The sequence below is a fragment of the Streptomyces sp. SudanB182_2057 genome (assembly GCF_964272715.1).
Classification (GTDB): Bacteria; Actinomycetota; Actinomycetes; order Streptomycetales; family Streptomycetaceae; genus Streptomyces; species Streptomyces rubradiris.
In genome coordinates, this window is record NZ_OZ186798.1 from 8,142,324 (window position 1) to 8,160,393 (window position 18,070).

17 protein-coding genes are annotated in these 18,070 nt (G+C 72.3%); 13 read left to right on the forward strand and 4 right to left on the reverse strand.

What is annotated here, in order from left to right; all coding sequences use genetic code 11:
• The first annotated feature begins 386 nt into the window (after positions 1–386).
• The 8 genes from ACSURM_RS36150 to ACSURM_RS36185 all read left to right on the forward strand — a co-directional run bounded on the left by ACSURM_RS36150 (position 387) and on the right by ACSURM_RS36185 (position 8,832).
• Complete coding sequence (locus ACSURM_RS36150; protein ID WP_436960217.1) at positions 387–1,649, forward strand: PucR family transcriptional regulator; 1,263 nt, start codon at positions 387–389, stop codon at positions 1,647–1,649.
• Between the two features lie 516 nt (positions 1,650–2,165).
• Positions 2,166–2,954, forward strand: a complete 789-nt coding sequence (locus tag ACSURM_RS36155; RefSeq protein ID WP_436960219.1) for an ABC transporter ATP-binding protein — start codon at positions 2,166–2,168, stop codon at positions 2,952–2,954.
• A complete protein-coding gene (locus tag ACSURM_RS36160) occupies positions 2,951–3,805 on the forward strand; it encodes an ABC transporter ATP-binding protein (RefSeq protein ID WP_436960221.1) in 855 nt (284 codons plus the stop codon). Before ACSURM_RS36155 ends, ACSURM_RS36160 begins: the two co-directional genes overlap by 4 nt.
• On the forward strand, positions 3,802–4,698 hold the full coding sequence (locus ACSURM_RS36165) for a branched-chain amino acid ABC transporter permease (protein ID WP_436960223.1): 897 nt from the start codon (positions 3,802–3,804) through the stop codon (positions 4,696–4,698). The genes ACSURM_RS36160 and ACSURM_RS36165 overlap by 4 nt, the downstream gene beginning before the upstream one ends.
• Positions 4,691–5,815, forward strand: coding sequence for a branched-chain amino acid ABC transporter permease (locus tag ACSURM_RS36170; RefSeq protein ID WP_436960224.1), 1,125 nt, complete (start codon positions 4,691–4,693; stop codon positions 5,813–5,815). Before ACSURM_RS36165 ends, ACSURM_RS36170 begins: the two co-directional genes overlap by 8 nt.
• Entirely contained in the window at positions 5,812–7,080 is a 1,269-nt protein-coding gene (locus tag ACSURM_RS36175) for an ABC transporter substrate-binding protein (protein WP_436960226.1), read from the forward strand. Before ACSURM_RS36170 ends, ACSURM_RS36175 begins: the two co-directional genes overlap by 4 nt.
• 254 nt (positions 7,081–7,334) lie before the next feature.
• The gene (locus tag ACSURM_RS36180) at positions 7,335–8,408 is read left to right on the forward strand and encodes a fatty acid desaturase family protein (RefSeq protein ID WP_436960228.1); all 1,074 of its coding nucleotides are present in this window, start codon (positions 7,335–7,337) and stop codon (positions 8,406–8,408) included.
• 61 nt (positions 8,409–8,469) lie between these two features.
• Complete coding sequence (locus ACSURM_RS36185) at positions 8,470–8,832, forward strand: hypothetical protein (RefSeq protein ID WP_436960230.1); 363 nt, start codon at positions 8,470–8,472, stop codon at positions 8,830–8,832.
• A 49-nt stretch (positions 8,833–8,881) separates the two neighbouring features.
• Here the strand turns inward: ACSURM_RS36185 and ACSURM_RS36190 are convergent, their stop codons facing one another.
• Together ACSURM_RS36190 and ACSURM_RS36195 are read right to left on the reverse strand one after the other, a co-directional pair.
• Positions 8,882–9,367: a hypothetical protein gene (locus tag ACSURM_RS36190; protein ID WP_436960232.1), complete on the reverse strand. Its 486-nt coding sequence runs from the start codon at positions 9,365–9,367 to the stop codon at positions 8,882–8,884.
• Between the two features lie 194 nt (positions 9,368–9,561).
• Positions 9,562–9,759, reverse strand: a complete 198-nt coding sequence (locus ACSURM_RS36195) for a hypothetical protein (RefSeq protein WP_436960234.1) — start codon at positions 9,757–9,759, stop codon at positions 9,562–9,564.
• Between the two features lie 27 nt (positions 9,760–9,786).
• Here ACSURM_RS36195 and ACSURM_RS36200 point away from each other — a divergent pair, with 27 nt between their 5' ends.
• On the forward strand, positions 9,787–9,936 hold the full coding sequence (locus ACSURM_RS36200) for a hypothetical protein (RefSeq protein ID WP_436960236.1): 150 nt from the start codon (positions 9,787–9,789) through the stop codon (positions 9,934–9,936).
• A gap of 182 nt (positions 9,937–10,118) precedes the next feature.
• Here ACSURM_RS36200 and ACSURM_RS36205 read toward each other — a convergent pair whose 3' ends face one another.
• Entirely contained in the window at positions 10,119–11,414 is a 1,296-nt protein-coding gene (locus ACSURM_RS36205; protein WP_436960238.1) for an extracellular catalytic domain type 1 short-chain-length polyhydroxyalkanoate depolymerase, read from the reverse strand.
• Positions 11,415–11,838: 424 nt separating this feature from the next.
• On the opposite strand from ACSURM_RS36205, the gene ACSURM_RS36210 reads away from it, so the two are divergent.
• Complete coding sequence (locus ACSURM_RS36210) at positions 11,839–12,159, forward strand: hypothetical protein (protein WP_436961256.1); 321 nt, start codon at positions 11,839–11,841, stop codon at positions 12,157–12,159.
• 53 nt (positions 12,160–12,212) lie between these two features.
• Here the strand turns inward: ACSURM_RS36210 and ACSURM_RS36215 are convergent, their stop codons facing one another.
• A complete protein-coding gene (locus tag ACSURM_RS36215; RefSeq protein WP_436960240.1) occupies positions 12,213–13,439 on the reverse strand; it encodes an MFS transporter in 1,227 nt (408 codons plus the stop codon).
• Positions 13,440–13,726: 287 nt separating this feature from the next.
• Between ACSURM_RS36215 and ACSURM_RS36220 the strand changes: the two genes are divergently transcribed.
• The 3 genes from ACSURM_RS36220 (at position 13,727) to ACSURM_RS36230 (ending at position 18,061) form a co-directional block, all read left to right on the forward strand.
• Positions 13,727–14,911 carry a Gfo/Idh/MocA family protein gene (locus ACSURM_RS36220; RefSeq protein ID WP_436960242.1) on the forward strand — a complete coding sequence of 395 codons (1,185 nt, stop codon included), beginning with the start codon at positions 13,727–13,729 and terminating at the stop codon, positions 14,909–14,911.
• Positions 14,912–14,974: 63 nt separating this feature from the next.
• On the forward strand, positions 14,975–15,514 hold the full coding sequence (locus ACSURM_RS36225; RefSeq protein ID WP_436960244.1) for a VOC family protein: 540 nt from the start codon (positions 14,975–14,977) through the stop codon (positions 15,512–15,514).
• A gap of 687 nt (positions 15,515–16,201) precedes the next feature.
• Complete coding sequence (locus ACSURM_RS36230) at positions 16,202–18,061, forward strand: phage tail sheath family protein (RefSeq protein ID WP_436960246.1); 1,860 nt, start codon at positions 16,202–16,204, stop codon at positions 18,059–18,061.
• Positions 18,062–18,070: the final 9 nt, after the last annotated feature.

Genomic DNA, 18,070 nt, shown 5'->3' on the forward strand with positions numbered 1-18,070 from the left:
GTACCTCGCCGGCGGCCGGGACAGCCGGTCCGGACCCGCCACCGGTGACGGCGAGCACGCCGCCCACGAACCACCCGCTCCCGCCCGGCCGACCGGTTGCTTCGGTTCCGCTTCCGGTCCTCGGGCGGGTGACGACCACGGTCTTCGGTGGGGGAGGGGACGACGGCGGTGGTGTGGTCCCCGAGACGCGGGCTCGCGGCGGTACGCGTCGCGCGCCCGGGCGGTGAAAAGGCGTTGCACAACCCTATTGACCGACCGGACGGTATGCCATTCTTCGGGGCAGGACCAGACGGGCGGCAGTCACCGCACGGACCCAGCGGCCCGCTGTGAGCCGCCGAGGTGTCCCGGGCGCGCCGCCGCCGAGCCGACCCCGGGGGATGACCGCGATGCACCAAGCTTCAGGGACACCGACGGCGCTCCGCCACGCCCCGGCGGCCGTACCCCGGCCCAGGCCGCCACGGACGCGCTCACTGATCGACGCCGACGCGATCGGTGTGCTGCACCGGGCCGCCCGGGCCCTCCTGGCCGATCTGACGGGCCTCACCGACCGCCTGCTCACGGCGCTCGAGGACCGGGAACCGGCGTACCGGGCGGCACTCCGGACCGACCCGCACGACACCTGGCGGGAGGCGCACCGCTCACTGCGGCACAGCGTGGCCTCGCTGATCGACCCGCGTGGCACCCGGGACGCGGCCCGGCGCTGCTCCTGGAAGATCGGCGTCGCGCGTGCCGAACAGGGCCTGCCACTGGACGCGTTGCTGCACGCCTTCCGGCTCGGCGGCTCGTTGGTGTGGCAGGGGCTGGTGGAGGAGACCGCCCGGACGGCACCCGAGGACGTCCGGCTGCTCGTGCACGTGGCGGCCGATGTGTGGAACTTCGTCGACGAGCACTGCACCGTCGTGGCCGATGCCTACCGGCAGGTGGAGAGACAGATGACATGGCGGCGCGAGAACCGGGTCCGGCTGCTGGCCGCCGCGCTGCTGGACGGCACCAGCCGCATCGCCGACCTCCCCGAGGCGGCCGAGGCGCTCCGACTGCCCGAGCAGGGGCGGTACGTGGTCGTGGCGGTCACCGGCGGACGGTCCCCCGCACCGGCCGGCCCGCGCGCCGCGCTGCCGGAGCGGTCACCGCGCGCCCACTGGCACACCGGTACCGACGTGGACTACGGCATCCTGCTCACCGAGGACGGCGAACTCCCCGATCCGGTGGTGCCGCCCGCGCCGGGCACCCGGGTCGGGATCGGCAACGTGGTCGGCGGTCTCGCGGCGCTCGGCGAAGCCCGGGCCCAGGCCGACCTGGCGCTGAGCCTGTGTCCCGCCGAGGGCGGCACCGTCCGGCTGGCGGAGCAGCTGCCCGCCGCGATGGTGGTGTCCGCGCCGGAACTCGCCGCGTCGCTCACCGAGCGCGTCCTCGGACCGCTGGCCGCTCTCGAACCGGCCGACGCGGACGTACTGGTGGAGACCCTGGCCGCCTGGCTGGCCTGCGACGGCTCGGCGCAGCGGGCCGGGGAACGCCTCTACTGCCATCGCAACACCGTCCTCAACCGGCTGCGCCGCTACGAACAGCTCACCGGACGCTCACTGGCCCGGCCGTCCGACGTGGTGGAGATCAGCCTCGCCCTCACCGCGCGCCGGCTCCCGCCGCTCTGACCGCCGGCACCGGGCGCCCGTGACGCCGTAGCCGAAGGGCCGCGGTCAGGCCCGTGCCGCCCGCCGCCGGGCCGTCCCGCGACCGGTTCCTGTGGGGACGGGACACGAGCGGTATCCGCTTTCCATCCGAGAGGCCGTGCCCGGCGCCTGCCTGCCTCCGCGGGGCTGTCTCCTGCGCCCCCTCCCGTCGTAGGGCCGGACCGTCCACTCGCGGGTCCGCCCCTGCGGACACCGGGCCCGCACACACCCGCTGGGCCCGCGCACAGCCCCGTGCCGCCCGCACTGGGCGGGCGCACCGAACGGGCCGGGACGCCTGTACCGCCGGGCGCGGGATGTGCTGTCGTGAGTGCCCCACCCCGCAGCGCCCCATCCCCGCAGGGTCCCATCCCCCCAGTGCCTCACCCCGCAGGGTCCCTTCCCCCCAGTGCCTCAACCCCGCAGTGTCCTGTGCCCGCAGTGACCTTGCCCCCAGTCCCTGACCCCCGTGCCGCACCGGCACGGACCCGAGGAGCCGCGATGCCCGCACCACCCTTGGACGACCGGCCGGCCCTGGCCGTGGAGCACCTCGACGTGACCTACGGACGTGCCGTCTCCGCCCTGCGCTCCGTCACCCTGACCGTGCCACCCGGCGAGGTGGTGGCCCTGCTCGGCGCCAACGGAGCCGGCAAGTCGACCCTGCTGCGCGCGGTGTCCGGCACGCTGCGCCTGCACCGGGGAGCGATCACCGCCGGTCGCGTCGCCTACGGGGACACCGTTCTGGACGGACGCGACCCGGTCGCCGCGGTCCGTGCCGGTGTCGTGCAAGTGCCCGAGGGAAGACGGGTGTTCGCGAGTCTCACCGTGGACGAGAACCTGCGCAGCGGCGGCCTGGGCCTCGCCCGGCGCTCCCCGGCCCGGCAACGGCAGGCATCGGAAAGGGTGTTCGCGCTCTTCCCCCGGCTGGCCGAACGCCGTCGGCAGGCGGCCGGGCTGCTCTCCGGCGGCGAGCAGCAGATGCTCGCCATGGGCCGTGCCCTGATGGCCGCCCCGCGCCTGCTCCTGCTCGACGAACCCTCCCTGGGTCTGGCCCCGTTGATGGTCGAGCGGATCGCCGAGGTCATCCGGGAGATCAACAGCCAGGGCACCGGCGTGCTGCTGGTCGAGCAGAACGCCGGGATGGCCCTGTCGTTGGCCGACCACGCCCATGTGCTCGACGTCGGCGAGGTACGACTGTCCGGCCCGGCCGCCGAACTCGCCGGCACCGACGCGGTCCGCCGCCTCTACCTGGGCGAGGAAGCCGCCGCGCCCGGACAGGGGGCCGCGTGACCACCCCGCGGGTCCCGCCGGCCGCCGAAGGCGCCCCACCGCACGCCCACCGCGCCCCGGCCGCCCAGGGCGTCCCGCCCCTCCAAGTCCGCGACGTCACCGTCCGCTTCGCCGGCCTCACCGCCCTGGACGAGGTCTCCCTCACCGTCGCCCCCGGCACCGTGCACGCCCTCATCGGCCCCAACGGCGCCGGGAAGTCCACCTTCTTCAACGTCCTGTCCGGGCTCTACCGACCCTCCTCCGGCACCGTCCGCCTCGGCGGCACCGACCTCACCCGGCTCGCCCCGCACCGCATCGCGGCCCTCGGGGTGGCCCGCACCTTCCAGAACATCGTGACCACCGAGGGCACCGTCGCCGACAACCTGATGGTCGGCCGCCACGCGCTGACCCGAGCGGGGTTCGCCGCCGGGGCGCTGCGCCTGCCGCGCGCCGTGCGCGAGCAGCGCGAGCACCTGGAGAAGGTACGGGAGATCGCCGAACTCACCGGCCTCGGACCCCACTTCGACCGGCCGGTGGCGTCGCTGCCGTACGGCGACCGCAAGCGCGTCGAACTCGCCCGCGCGCTCTGCCTGGAGCCCAAAGTACTCCTCCTGGACGAACCGGTGGCCGGCATGAACGCGGGGGAGCGGGCCCGGACCGCCGAGGTCGTCACCGAGGTCCGCGCCCGGCTCGGCCTGTCCGTGCTGCTGGTCGAACACGACATGGGCCTGGTGATGCGCCTCGCCGACGAGGTCACCGTGCTCGACTTCGGCCGCCTCATCGCCCAGGGCACCCCCGACGAGGTCCGTGCCCACCCGGAGGTGCTGCGCGCCTACCTCGGCACCGCGGGCGACCGGGAGGACACCGCGTGAACGCCTTCCTCACCAGCTTCCTCAACGGCCTGTCCCTGGGCGCCGTCCACGCCCTGGTCGCGCTCGGCTTCGTCGTCATCTTCAAAGCCTCCGGCGTGCTCAACTTCGCCCACGGCTCCCTGCTGCTCCTCGGCGGCTACCTCACCGCCCTCTGGCATCCCCACCTCGGCTTCGCCGGCGCGCTCGCCGCGGCGGTGCTGGTCACCGCGTCGGTCGCGGGAGCCGTCGACCGGTTCCTGCTCCAGCGCGGCGACGCCGGCACGCACACGACCCCCGCGCAGACCATCGTGACCATCGGCGTGGACGTGCTGCTGCTCACCGACCTGTCCCGCCGGATCGGCGGCGACCTGCTGTCGCTCGGCGACCCCTGGGCGGACTCGGTCACCCGGATCGGCCCGGTCACCGTCGCCGACAGCCGGCTCGCCGCGATCGTGGTGTCCTGCCTGGTCATCGGCGCGGTCTTCGCCGCCTTCCGATACACCGCCTGGGGGCTGTCCCTGCGCGCCGCCGCCGAGGACGCCGAGGCGGCCGCCCTGATGGGCATCCGGCTCTCCCGGGTACGCACCGGCGCCTGGTGCCTCGCGGGGGCCCTGGCCGCGACGGCCGCCGTGTTCCTCGCCGCGTTCCCCGCCCCCGGCCTGGAGCGCACCACCGGCCAGCTCGCGCTGGCCGCGTTCCCCGCCGCGATCCTCGGCGGTCTCGCCTCACCCGCCGGCGCCCTCGCCGGCAGCCTGCTGATCGGGCTCACCGAGGCGTTCGCCGCCGGCTACCAGTCCGAACTGCACGTGCTCGGCGACGGGTTCGGCGACGTGGCGCCGTACGCGGTGATGGTCGTCGTGCTGATCGTCCGGCCGCAGGGCCTCCTCGGCGCGAAGGGTGCCGCCCGTGTCTGACCTCCCCCCGCGCCGCACCCGCCGGGCCCTCGCGATCCTCGTCGTGGCCCTGCTGCTGTGCGCGCCGCCGTTCTACCTCGACGTGTTCTGGTTGCGCATCGGCCTGTTCGCGATGGCGGCCGCGACCGGCGCGATAGGACTGGGCCTGCTCACCGGCACCGCAGGCCAACTCTCCCTCGGCCACTCCTTCTTCCTCGCGATCGGCGCCTACGGCTACACCTGGCTGGGCGGCGACGAGCCGGGCCCCGGGCTGCCCACCGCGCTCGCCCTGGTCGCGGCGGTCCTGCTGGCCGGGCTGGCCGGCGGACTGTTCAGCCCCGTCGCCGGCCGGGTGCGCGGCGTCTACCTGGGCGTGGCCACGCTCGCCCTGGTCTTCCTCGGCCACCACCTCCTGGTCAGTGCCGAGCCGGTCACCGGAGGCTTCAACGGCCTCTCCGTACCACCGCTTTCGGTCGGCTCCTTCACCTTCGACGGGAGCGGCCCCGAACTCGTCGTCCTGGGCGTCCCGTTCGGCGCCGAGGAACGCCTGTGGTACCTGAGCCTGGCCCTGTTCGCATTCACCTGGTTCACCGCGCGCGGCCTGCTGCGCTCCCGGGCCGGCCGCGCCCTGAAGGCGCTGCGCGACAGCGAGACCGCCGCCGCCGTCATGGGCGTACCGGTGGCCCGCTACCGGGCCGGGGCGTTCGTCCTGTCCTCCATGTACGCGGGCCTGGCCGGCGCCCTGCTGGCACTCGCCTTCCGCCGGGTCGTGCCGGACTACTTCGGGCTCGCCCTGTCCGTCGACTATCTCGCGATGATCGTCATCGGCGGCCTCGGCTCGGTGGCCGGCGCCACCGCCGGCGCGGTCTTCGTCACCGCGCTGCCCCTGCTGATGACCCGGTACGCCGACCAGCTCCCGCTCGTCACCGCACCCGGCGCGGCCGGTGGCACCCTCGGCCCCACCGAGGCATCCCGCTACCTCTATGGCGCCGCCATCGTCCTCGTCCTGATCTTCGCCCCCGACGGTCTCGGCGGACTCCCGCACCGGCTGCGCGCCCGGATCCGGATCCGACGCCGCCCGGCCGCGGACCCCCTCCCCGCCGCATCCGCCGTACGAGCCAAGGAGCACACCCCGTGAACACCAGGAACCGCACCACCCGGGCCGTCCTCGCCCTGTCCCTGGCCGTGCTCGTCGCGGCCACCGGCTGCAGCTCCAAGGCGAAGAGCGGCGACGGCGGCGACACGAGAACCGGCGGTGTGCGCACCGGACCGGGGGTCACCGCCGACACCATCAGACTCGGTGCCCTCACCGACCTGACGGGCCCCTACGCCACCCTCGGCAAGAGCAACGTGCAGGCGCAGCAGCTGTGGGCCGACCAGGTCAACGCCCAGGGCGGGATCTGCGGTCGGAAGATCGAGATCGTGGTCAAGGACCACGGCTACGACGTCCAGAAGGCCGTCACCGCCTACGCCGACATCGCCTCCGACGTCGTCGCCCTGCCCCAGGTCATCGGCTCCTCGGTGGTCTCCGCCCTCCTCGACGACATCGAGCGGGACGGGATACTCACCTTCCCGCAGGCATGGTCGGCGTCCCTGCTCGGCAAGGACGCGGTGCAGGTCCTCGGCACCACGTACGACGTCGACGCACTCGCCGCCGTCGACTACCTCACCCGCACCAAAGGCATCGGGAAGGGCGACAAGATCGGGCACGTCTATTTCGAAGGGGACTACGGCGACAACGCGCTGGAAGGCTCCACCTGGGCGGCGGAGCAGGCCGGGATCACGGTCGTCGGCCAGAAGATCCAGGCGACCGACACCGACCTGTCCGCGCAGGTCGCCGCGCTCGCCAAGGCCGGCGTCAAGGCGGTGCTGATCAGCGCCGGACCCGCCCAGACCGCCTCCCTCGTAGGCGTCGCCGCCGCGAGCGGGCTGAAGGTCCCGGTGGTCACCAGCGCGCCGGGTTACGCTCCGCAGCTGCTGAAGACCCAGGCGGCGCCCGCCCTGGTCGCGATGCTGAGCATCGTCAGCGCCGCCCCGAGCGTGAACTCCGACCTGCCCGGCGTCAAGGCGATGGTCGCCGCCTACAAGGAGAAGTACCCGGACTCCACCGTCGACTCCGGTGTGCTCTCCGGCTACAACGCGGCCCGGCTCATGGGCGAGGACCTGAAGAAGGCGTGCGCGGCCGGCAGTCTCACCCGCGCGGAGGTGATCAAGGCACACCGTGCACAGACCGAGGCGGACACCGGTCTCGGCACCCCGCAGGACTTCTCCGACCCGTCCCGGCCGGCCAGCCTGTCGACCTACGTGATCAAGCCGGACATGAAGGGGGTCGGCGGAACGGTCGGCGTCGAGGAAGCGCACCGGGCGCCCGGCGTCGAGGAGTACCTCAAGCAGCGTTCCTGACCCCCACCGGACGACCTCCTCACCCCGGGGCGGAACCCCACCCGGAGAAGCCCGGGCCCGCCCCGGCCCGGCGGATCGTCCCCGTCCCGCCCGCCGCGACCGGTTCCGGCCGCATCGGCACGCTCTCCCGAAGACGCGCAGGTCAGGAGGGTCGCAGGGGTGACACCACCCCGGCGGCCCGGGGGAAATCCCCCGGCTCGAACCGGTACCTGGCTGGCTGTCCCGAGGGGACGCGCACGCCGAGACTCGGTGGCATGACGATTTCCCCGCAGGCCACGGCCCTGATCACGGTACCCGCCGAGCCTTCCCCCGACCCCGGAGCCGGGAGCGACTTCTCCCGGCTGTCCCGCCGTATCACCGAGGCCGGACTGATGCGCCGCCGTCCCGGCTACTACGCGGCACGGCTCGGGCTGGTCGTCGCGCTGACGGCGGCGGGCTGGGGCGCCTTCCTCGCGCTCGGCGACAGCTGGTGGCAGCTCGCGGTGGCCGCTTTCCTCGCGCTGATGAGCGGCCAGACGGCGCTGGTGGCGCACGACTTGGCACACCGTCAGGTGTTCCGGCGCGGCCGGGCGAGCCGGATCTGGGGCCGGCTCTTCGGCAACCTGGGGATCGGCATGAGCTACGGCTGGTGGATGAACAAGCACACCCGCCACCACGCCAACCCCAACCATGAGGAACTGGACCCGGACGTCGCCCCGGACATCCTGGTGTGGTCCACCGCCCAGGCACGCGACAGCCGGGGCCTGGCCCGTCTCATCGGCGGCCACCAGGCATGGCTGTTCTTCCCGCTGCTGACGCTGGAGGGCTTCAACCTGCACGTCGCCGGCGTGCGGGCGCTGCGCTCGCCGTCCATGAAGCACCGCACGCTGGAGGCGGTACTGCTCCTTGTGCACTTCGCCGCCTACCTCTCGGCGCTGTTCCTGGTGCTCCCGCCCGGCAAGGCGGTCGCGTTCCTCCTCGTGCACCAGTGCCTCTTCGGTGTCTACCTCGGCTGCACCTTCGCCCCGAACCACAAGGGCATGCCCACGCTCAGCGGCGACGACCGGCCCGACTTCCTGCGCCGCCAGGTGCTCACCTCCCGCAACGTGCGCGGCGGCCGGCTCACCGATGTGCTGCTCGGCGGGCTCAACTACCAGATCGAGCACCACCTCTTCCCGAGCATGCCCACGCCGCATCTGCGCCGCGCCCAGGTCATCGTGCGCGCGTACTGCGCGGAGATCGGCGTGCCGTACCACGAGACCGGCCTGATCCGCTCCTACCGCGAGGCCCTGACACACCTGCACCGGGTGGGGGAACCCATCAGGCGGCAGCGCGAGACGGCCGGCTGACCGAGGCACGCGTGCCGCTGTGTCCGGCACCTTTGGACGAAGCGGCCACTACGGTGTGCCCATGTGCACCTACGCCTTCGTCCACTACAAGCTGCACTACGCGTGCGTGTCGTGCCGGATCGGTTTCAAACGGCACCCCCGCGACGGCGGACACACCTGTCCGCGCTGCGCCGCGCCGCTGCTGTGTGCCGGCCATGACTTCGCGACCCCCCGCCGCAACGATCGGAAGGCATGGTCGGTCGTCGCGGCGGTCCTGGGCGCCGGACTGCGCTACGAGGGCTTCGAGCCGTGCGGTTGCGGACGGGATCCGAAGTTCCGCCCCCGTACCCGTGCCCAGGTGCGCGCCCGCCGCCTCGTCGCCGCACGGACCGGCGTCCCGCTCGCGGAACTGCTCGGCCGGGCCGACCCGTTGGCGCCGCGCTGATCCGCTCCGACGTACGGGAGAGAGCACGGCCGTCGGCCGGGGCGGAGGGTCACTGCCGTTCGGACCGGTCGCGCCGCTCGCGTTCGTACGCGTTCCAGTCGGCCGGCGGATATGTCGCCTGCGGGGCGGCGAGGGCCACGTCGGTCGCGATCGCGGTCTCCTCGGGGAAGAAGCCGAGGTCTCGGACCAGCTCCATCGCCCGTACGGTGTCCGCGCCGAGCGGACGCGCCATGCGGTCCGCGCCGGACGGGAAGGACACCGGCTTCATCCGCGCCACCCGGAGCATGCGGTCGGCTCGCTCGTCCAGGCCGAGGACGGAGTAGCCGACGGCCAGGGCGAACTGTTTCAGCGCCGTGGCCATGGCCCCGGAAAGGTCCGAGATGCCGCGGAGCGTCTGCGCAGGGCTTCCCGCGACGGCGTCGTACGGTGTCGGTCCGTACTGCCGCTCCAGACGCTTGTGCTCGCCCTCCAGCAGGGCGTGCGCCTCCTCCAACACCCGGGCGACGCGCGCCAGTTCGCTCAAGTCGTGGAACACCGTGTCTCCTTCCCGTTCGCTGGGCCGACTCTACGAGTGATCGCGGAGCCGCCGGGGGGCTGTTGCGTGGAGGTGGCCTGATGGTGTGACGGGCGGCCGACCGGTGGACACGGCGGTGACCGCGGGACGAGCGCGCTACGCCCGGCGGCCTCCGCGCAGGTCGGAGGCCGCCCGCCGCGACGGCGGCACGAGCATCACGGGCGCGGGTCGGAGGCCCCCTCCCGCGACGGCGCCGCCTTCTTGAACAACTCGTAGACGGCCAGATAGTTCTCCCCGCCGTGGCCCTCGGCGACGGCGCGCGCGGCGATCTCCTTCATCAGCCGCGGGTGACCGGAGTGGACGCCCTGCTCCTCGCTGGTGCGGGTGATGTGGTCCAGCGCGTTCAGGTTCATCTCCAGCGTGCTCAGGGTGCCCGGATAGTGGTCGACCTTCAGGCCGCTCGCGCGGCGCTGGACACCCTCATGACCGTTCCCCCGCAGTACGACGTCGCCGGGACCGAGGTCTGCCACGCCGCGTCGGAGCCGGTACCGGCCGGGTTCGACGCGGTGCTGCGCGGCGCGGGCGACTGAGGCGGGGAACCCGCTTGGTACGCGCCTGGTGCAGGCGCCGCGCTGTTCGGCCGGGCAACGAAGCCGGTCGTGCCCGTGGGGCCGGCCCGCGCTGTCCGGACCGCCCCCGTGGCGGGGAACGGTCCGGACACGCGGGGATGACGACCAGGTGCGTCATCCCCCGTACCGACCGCGACGTCGGCTCAACTCGTGGCGCAAGTCGCGCCGTTGAGGCTGAAGGACGCCGGGGCGGAGGTGTCGCCGGTGTGCGTGGCCTGGAAACCGAGGGTGGTCGAGGCGCCCGGGGCCAGGGAGGCGTTGTAGACGGCGTTCCGCGCGGTCACGGTGCCGGTGGACGGCGAGAACTGGGCGTTCCAGCCGGAGGTGATGGCCTGTCCGGCCGGCAGCGTGAACGTCAGCGTCCAACCGTCGACCGGCTCGGTGCCGGTGTTGGTCACGGTGACCGCGGCCGTCAGTCCGGAGTTCCACGTGCTGGTCGAGTACGTCACCGCGCACGCGCCGGCCGGCGGCGTGGGCGGCTCGGTCGGCGGCTGGGTGGTGCCGGAGTCCAGTCCGAAGAAGGAGATGACGCGCGCGGCCATGCCCGCGGCCGGCAGGGTGTGTCCGACGCCCTGGACGCTGATGGCCTCGACGGGGGCCTGGGTGCCGGTGCCGCCGTAGCGGGTGCGGGTCCAGTTGGACTGCGGGTGGTCGGTGGACGCGGGCGTCTGGCTCACGCCCAGGACATTGGTCCACTGCTTGATCTCTTCGCCGAAGTTCGGATAGCGCAGCGTGGTGTCCTCGGTGCCGTGCCACAGCTGCATCCGGGGCCGGGTCCCGCTGTAGCCCGGGTAGGCGCCGCGGACCAGGTCGCCCCACTGCTGGGGGGTCTTGGTGACGGTTCCGTTGGCACAGGCGCTGTTCCAGCCGGAGCCGTCGGTCGTGGCGAAGCAGCCGAAGGGCACGCCCGAGAAGGCGGCACCGGCCTTGAAGACGTCGGGGTAGTCGCCGAGCAGGACGTTGGTCATCATCGCGCCCGACGAGGCCCCGGTGACGTAGACGCGGTTGGGGTCGGCGCCGTAGCGCTGCTGGGCGTAGGTCACCATCGACACGATCCCGACCGGGTCGCTGCCGCCGCCGCGCTTGAGCGCTTGTGGCGACGAGACGTCGAAGCAGCCGCCGCTGCGGGTCGCCGAAGGGTAGATCACGAGGAAGCCGTACCGGTCGGCCAGTGAGGCGAACTCGGTGCCGGAGTAGAAGGCCGGACCGGAACCGGTGCAGTAGTGCACGGCCACCAGGACCGCGGGGCGGGCCGGCGCGCTGTCCGGGCGGTAGACGTGCATGCGCAGGTTGCTCGGGTTGGCGCCGAAGCCGGTGACCTCCGTCAGGGAGGCCGCGTGGGCGGCGGGCGCGGACAGGGTCAGCATGGCCAGCAGCGGCGCCAGGGCCGCGAGCACGGCTGTCAGCAAGGTTCGTAGTCTCGGCCTTCTCCGGATCATGTCCTCGGCTCCCGTCTCGAAACATTCGGAGGTCTTTCGGGAACGTGCCGCGCCACGGTAGGGGCAGCGAAGGGCGGCGTCAACCACTAACGCCGAAGTGCGACTCTCTCTCCGGTCTCGGCTCTGGTTCATGACCTGCTCACCACATTCGATCAAGGTAACGAAACTTTCGATTGAGCTCGACGCGTATCCGCGCACCGCGCCGACCGGGGCCCGGACCGCGTCCCGTCCCCCGGCATCAGCTGTAGGCCATATGAGCGTTCGAGTGGCGATGCCCGGTGGACCGGCTCATCGTGGTCGGTGCCCGGTCCTTGTCCTGGGGGTTCACAGCCCTCCCGGGACCGGTGACAGCGTCGTGCGGATGACTACCGAGATCATGGGAACGCGGATGAGCCGAATGGGAACAGTGGGAGCAGTGACACTGATGGGCCTGGGCGTGCTGGGGCTGTCGGCCCCGACGGCGGCCTTCGCCGAGGAAGGCGGCCCGGAGGTGTCGCGCGTGGTCTGCGGAACGGACGCGGCCACCGGGCTGGCGGTGACGGCCGGCAGCGCCGGGGACTGCGCGGCCGCCCTGCGGGTGGCGGATGCCTACACCAAGGCCGGGCTCCGGGAGGGCGGAGCGGTCACCGTGGTGCGCTCGGACGACACCGTGTGGCGCTGCCAGGAGCAGCAGGGCGACCCGAATCCGTACCAGGAGTGTGTGGACACGACCGACTCGGCCCGGCACGTCATGCTGACCTCGTGACGCCGACGCGGCTGCCGCCCTCCTGCGCGAGCGTGCCAGGGACTCGCCTGCGGCTACGCCGACAGGTCCGGCACTCCGCCCCGGACGGCGGCCCGTCGTTCCCCCTGGCGCACCACCCATGACTCGGACAGCAGCACGGCCAGGCCGCCGGTCGCGAGCACCCCGCCGACGAGCAGCGCGCCCCGCACCCCGAGACCGGTGGGCAGCAGCAGGCCGCCGACGAGGGAGCCGCCGGCGATGCCCACGTTGAACACCGAGGAGCCGACGGCCGAGGCGATCTCGGTGCTTCCGGGCGCCACGTGAAGAATTCTGCTCTGCAGCGCGGTCGTCATGGCGGACATGGCGAACCCGAGCAGCGCCACCAGGCAGACGGCGGCGACGGACCGGTCGCCCAGCAGGCGCAGCCCGAACATCGTCGCCGTCAGCAGGGCCACGGCCAGCACCATGGTGCCGCGAGGACGGCGGTCCACCCGCGCACCCGCCAGGGCGGTGCCCGCGATCCCGGCGATGCCCGAGCCCAGGAGCAGGGGCGCCACGGCTGACTGGGGGAGGCCGGTCACGTCGGTGAGGAACACGGTGATGTACGTGTAGCCGGTGAAGACACCGCAGATGACCAGGGCCGTCGCCGCCATCAGGACCAGGAACCGGCGCCGGCTGGGCTCGGCGCCGGCCGCTCCGCTGCCCTCCTCGCCGGCCCCGGACGGCAAGAGGACGGCGACCGCGACAAGGGCGAGGAATCCGAAGCCGCTCATCACCACGAACGGGATCCGCCAACCGGCCTGCTGCCCCAGCCACGTTCCGGCCGGGACACCCACCACGGCGGCCAGGGACAGACCGGAGAACAGCCCGGCGACCACCCGGCCCCGGACCTCGGGAGCGAAGAGGGTGGTGGCGGTCGACGCGATCACGGACCAGAACACCGAGTGGGTGAGCGCCACCGTGACGCGGGCGGCGAGCAGCACCCAGTAGCCCGGGGCCGCGGCGGAGACGAGATTCGCCATGACGAACAGGGCCAGCAGCGCGCAGAGCAGCGTTCGGCGCGGCACCCGGCGGACCAGGCGGGTCAACGGCACCGAGGCGACGGCCACCACCATCCCGTATCCGGTGACCAGGCGGCCCGCCGACGCCTCGGACACGCCCAGATCGTCGGCGATCAGCGGAAGCAGACCGACCGGCAGTGTCTCCACGGTGCTCAGGGAGAACAGCGCCAGCGCCAGCGCGACCACCACGACCACGGCGGTCGAGGTGCGTATGGGCGTTCCCGTTCCGGTGAGGGGCACTGTAACTGCCTTTCCTTCTGGTGGTGTCCGGCGCTCCGTGCGGCCGGGGAGGAAGCCCGGGGACAAGGCCGGGCGGCGTCAATGAATGCATGATCCGATGGCTCGTGCAAGCGGATTTCTGTAAACACCCCGTAAACGGCGGCGTGTTGCTTCATTTTGGCCAGGAGCGCGGAATCAGCCGAAACTATTTCGATCCTTGAATCGACGAACGGAGGACGTGTTGGCTGTCTCTCGCATGTCCTCTACGGAGACTCTCGGCACGTCATTCCAAGGAACACGGAGGAGCAATGCCCACTTCCACGGGCGGGGGCAAGCGCGTCGGTGTCGCCTTCCTCGGCTGCGGTTATGCCGCCGACTTCTACGGCCCCACGCTGCCCAACTACCCTGAAATCAACCTCATAGGCGCTTACGACCCCGAAGGGGGCCGGGCGAAAAGTTTCGTCGCGGAGTACGGCGGGCGGTTATTCGGAAGCATGGAAGAGGTGCTCGCCGACCCCGAGGTGCAGATCGTCGTCAACCTCACCCCGACCGCTTTGCACTACACGGTGAACCGGGCCGCCCTGTCGGCCGGAAAGCACGTGTACTGCGAGAAGCCCATGACCACGAACATGGCGGAGGCGAGGGAACTCGCCGCGCTCGCCGCGGAGCGCGGGCTCCTGATGTGCGGCGCGCCGGCCACGGTGTTCAGCCGGTCCGCGCAGACCCTCATCCGTGCCGTCCACGACGGAGCGGTGGGCACACCGCGCCTCGCCTACGCCTCGCTCGACATGGGGCCGCTCGCGTTCATGGCCTACCGCGACTGGCGCAGCAAGCGCGGGGTCCCCTGGCCGTACCGTGAGGAGGTGGCCAACGGCTGCGTGCTGGAACACGCCGGCTACCTCCTCACCTGGCTGACGGCCATGTTCGGTCCCGTGGTGCGCATGTCCGGCCAGACCGTCACCCCCTTCGCGGACCAGTGGGAGGGCGTCGTAGCCGACGTGGCGCCCGAGACCTCGTTCGGCGCGCTGCGCTTCGCCGACGGGACCGTCTGCCGCCTCACGATCGGCTGGGCGGCGCCCGCCGACAAGTCCCTGCTCGTCGTGGGCGATCAGGGCGTCCTGTCCGTCGATGACGTGTGGCAGGCGTCGAGCCCGGTCACGCTGCGCCGCCGGGTACGGACGACCGGCAGGGACACCGGTTACCTGGCCGAGCCCGAGCGACTCCCCTTCGTCCTGCCCCCGCTGGAGCACGGATACGACGACGAGGCGCACGACCTGACGGTCGGCGCGGGCATCGCCGACCTCGCCCGGGCGGTGCTGACGGGCGACCAGCCGCTGCTCGGCGCGGAGTTCTCCCTGCACATCCTCGACGTCAGCCTCCGCTTCGCCACGGCCGCGACCGCGGACGAGCACATCGACGTACCGGCCCCCTCCGCGACCCGCCTGTGGGGCGACCGGTACCGGCTGCCCGCCGAGCTCTCCGCCCTCGCCTGACCCCACCCACCCGCGCCCTCTTCGGCAGCCACCCGCCGGCCGGACGGCACAACGGAGGAAACCGTGTACGGCAACACCCGAGGAATTCCCGGCTCGTCAGGCGTGCACCACGTCGCCTACACCGTTCCAGACCTGGACCAGGCCGTCACGTTCTTCGTCGACGTGCTCGGCGCGGAACTCGCCTACCGGCTCGGGCCGGTGGAATTCACGGACAGCGACTGGATGGAGAGATACCTCGGCGTCGACCCGAAGGCGGTGATGGACCTGGCCATGCTCAGGCTCGGCCCGGTGACCAACTGCGAGCTGTTCCAGTACTCCGCTCCCGACCAGCGAAGGGAGATGCCGCGCAACAGCGACTGGGGCGGCCATCATCTGGCTTTCCACGTCGAGGACATGGACGAGGCGGTGGCATATCTGCGGGCTCAGCCCGGTGTGCGGATACTGGGCGAGCCGCAGCCCCTGGAACCCGGGTCGACCAGAGGTGACAGCTGGGTCTACTTCCTGTCTCCCTGGGGAATGCAGCTCGAACTCATCAGGATGCCCCCGGGAATGTCCTACGAGAAGGAGACCACGACCCGCCTCTATCAGCCCGGCGGGCGGTGACCTCCTCCGTCACGCGGCCCGGTGCGCCGGTGATCCGTGGGGCGCCGCGGCGGGCGCAGGCGGCACGGCCGCGCCCGCCGGTCGCGGGACCCGCCGGACACCGGTGCACCGGGCCCGGGCCGGCGGGCCCCCTCGCCTCCGGGACCGGTCGGGGCCTCCACCACCGGGACATTCCCGCCTCGTACTCCTGCGCCCCGACAACCTTTCGAATAGGGCGCTGTAAACATCGGAACCCGCCATCATGGATCGCACGGGTGGCGGAACAAAGGATCTTTCCGCACGCGGTTCGAAGCACGGCGGAATATGATCTTCATATTCCCCGGGCGTTGTCTGTGAAGATCCTTCGGGCCTGCTGTCGATGACATGCGGGCGTAATGCGCGAATGCCAGGCGTTTACGTTCACGAAACTTTCCTTCGGGGTGGCCGGAACGCGCCTTGATGCCCGAACTGCCCATGCCTCAAGGTTGGTTCGTCTACGAGCATCAGGAGCCACAAGCGTTGCTTGCCCCGGCCGGCCGACCGCCGACGGGGAACTGGCGGGGGAAATCGATGCGTGTGCACGCCCAGCGTTGACCGTCTGGTTACGTGAGGTCGTCAGCAGCGCCGGAACGGAACCTGTCTCTTTGCCCGCCTGCCTCTTGGTGCCATTGCCCGGTGCCCGAGACAGGGGCAGGAGGGGGAAAGCCGATGAACTCGGTGAGCGCCGCCAAGCCGACCTATCCCGGCGTCTACGTCGAAGAGCTTCCCAGCAGCACCCGCACCATCTCGACCCTGACCACGTCGGTGACCGCGTTCGTCGGCCACACCCGGCGCGGTCCGCTCGACGAGCCGGTGCGCGTCACCAGCTTCGCGGAGTTCGAGCGCCGCTTCGGCGGGCTCAGCGCACGCGGCGCGGTCGGCTACGCGGTCCACCAGTTCTTCGGCAACGGCGGCACCGTCGCCGTCGTCGTCCGTGTCGCCAAGGCCCGCAGCGGAAAGGCCGCCCGCGTCACCCTGAAGTCCACCGAAGGACACAGCGACAGCGACGTCCTGGAGGTGCACGCCAAGGAGCCCGGCGGATGGGGCAACGGCCTGCGCCTGGCCGTCGACCACGACACCCCCCACCCCGACCACACCTTCAACCTGCGCGTCCACGACGCCCGGGGCCAGGCCCGCGAGAGCTTCACCGGCCTGTCCATGGACCCGGCCAGCGCCCGCCACGCCCCCACCGTCGTCAACGCCGGCTCCCGGCTGATCCGCGTCCACGCGGTCGGCGAGGGCCGCCCCGACCCCTCCGGCACCGTCTCCAAACCGTTCGGCCACCGGCTGCCCGACCTCGCCGTCGACCTCACCGTCAAGATCGGCGACGCGCAGCGCGAGTTCACCCTCTACGACCCCGACTGCGACGGCGAAGCGCCGTGCTCCGTCGCCGAGCTGGCGCTGCTGCTCGAACGCAAGCTGCGCGCCCTGCCCGACGCCCCCGGCAAGCACGCCTTCGCCGGCACCGAGGTCACCGTCTTCGGCCGCCGCCTCCAGGTCGTCGCCGGCTCCACCGACCCCGAGGACGTCGTCCGCTTCCTCGGCGAATGCGCCAACGACCTCGGCCTGGAGGCATCCGTCAACCCGCCCGTCTTCCCGCTGACCGGCGGTGAGGACGGCAAGGCACCCGGCCCGGGCGACCTGATCGGCTCCGAGGCCGCCAAGACCGGCATCCAGGCACTGCGCCAGGTGGCCGACGTCAACCTCCTCGTGCTGCCCGAACTCGCCGCGTACGAGAAGACCGAGGACATCCTCACCGTCGTCTCGGCAGCCCAGCGGCTGTGCGCCGAGCGGCGGATCTTCCTGCTGGTCGACGCCCCCTCCACCTGGGTCAGCGCCGACACCGCACGCGCCGGCGTCGCCGCCTTCGACGCGGTCCGCGGCAACCACGCCGCCCTGTACTTCCCGCACCTGAGGCTCACCGACCCGCTCACCGGACGGCTGCGCGCCTTCCCGCCCTCCGGCGCGGTCGCCGGCGTCATCGCGCGCACCGACGCCGAGCGCGGCGTGTGGAAGGCCCCGGCCGGCACCGAGGCACGGCTGGCGGGAGTGCACTCCCTCACCGTCGGCCTCACCGACCGGGAGACCGGTCTGCTCAACCCGCTCGGCGTCAACTGCCTGCGCACGTTCCCGCTGACCGGCCCCACCGTCTGGGGTGCCCGCACCCTGGAGGGCACCGACGCGCTGGACAGCGAGTGGAAGTACGTGCCCGTGCGACGGCTCGCCCTGCACGTCGAGGAGAGCCTCCGACGCGGCCTGCAATGGGTGGTGTTCGAGCCCAACGACGAGAACCTCTGGCAGCAGGTCCGGCTCGCCGCCTCCTCGTACCTGCACACCCTCTTCCGGCAGGGCGCGTTCAAGGGCGGCACCCCGCGCGAGGCCTACTTCGTCAAGTGCGACAGCGACACCACCACCGACGAGGACATCGCGAACGGCGTCGTGAACGTCCTGGTCGGCATCGCACCGGTCCGCCCCGCCGAGTTCGTGATCGTGAAGATCCAGCAGACGTCCGGCCAGTTCGAGCTGTAGTCCCGCGGG

Bases quoted from the DNA above. Each gene is read 5' to 3' on its own strand.
- ACSURM_RS36150 (WP_436960217.1), top strand. From the start codon at position 387: ATGCACCAAGCTTCAGGGACACCGACGGCGCTCCGCCACGCCCCGGCG.
- ACSURM_RS36155 (WP_436960219.1), top strand. From the start codon at position 2,166: ATGCCCGCACCACCCTTGGACGACCGGCCGGCCCTGGCCGTGGAGCAC.
- ACSURM_RS36180 (WP_436960228.1), top strand. From the start codon at position 7,335: ATGACGATTTCCCCGCAGGCCACGGCCCTGATCACGGTACCCGCCGAG.
- ACSURM_RS36185 (WP_436960230.1), top strand. From the start codon at position 8,470: ATGTGCACCTACGCCTTCGTCCACTACAAGCTGCACTACGCGTGCGTG.
- ACSURM_RS36195 (WP_436960234.1), bottom strand. From the start codon at position 9,759: ATGAACCTGAACGCGCTGGACCACATCACCCGCACCAGCGAGGAGCAG.
- ACSURM_RS36205 (WP_436960238.1), bottom strand. From the start codon at position 11,414: ATGATCCGGAGAAGGCCGAGACTACGAACCTTGCTGACAGCCGTGCTC.
- ACSURM_RS36210 (WP_436961256.1), top strand. From the start codon at position 11,839: ATGGGCCTGGGCGTGCTGGGGCTGTCGGCCCCGACGGCGGCCTTCGCC.
- ACSURM_RS36220 (WP_436960242.1), top strand. From the start codon at position 13,727: ATGCCCACTTCCACGGGCGGGGGCAAGCGCGTCGGTGTCGCCTTCCTC.
- ACSURM_RS36230 (WP_436960246.1), top strand. From the start codon at position 16,202: ATGAACTCGGTGAGCGCCGCCAAGCCGACCTATCCCGGCGTCTACGTC.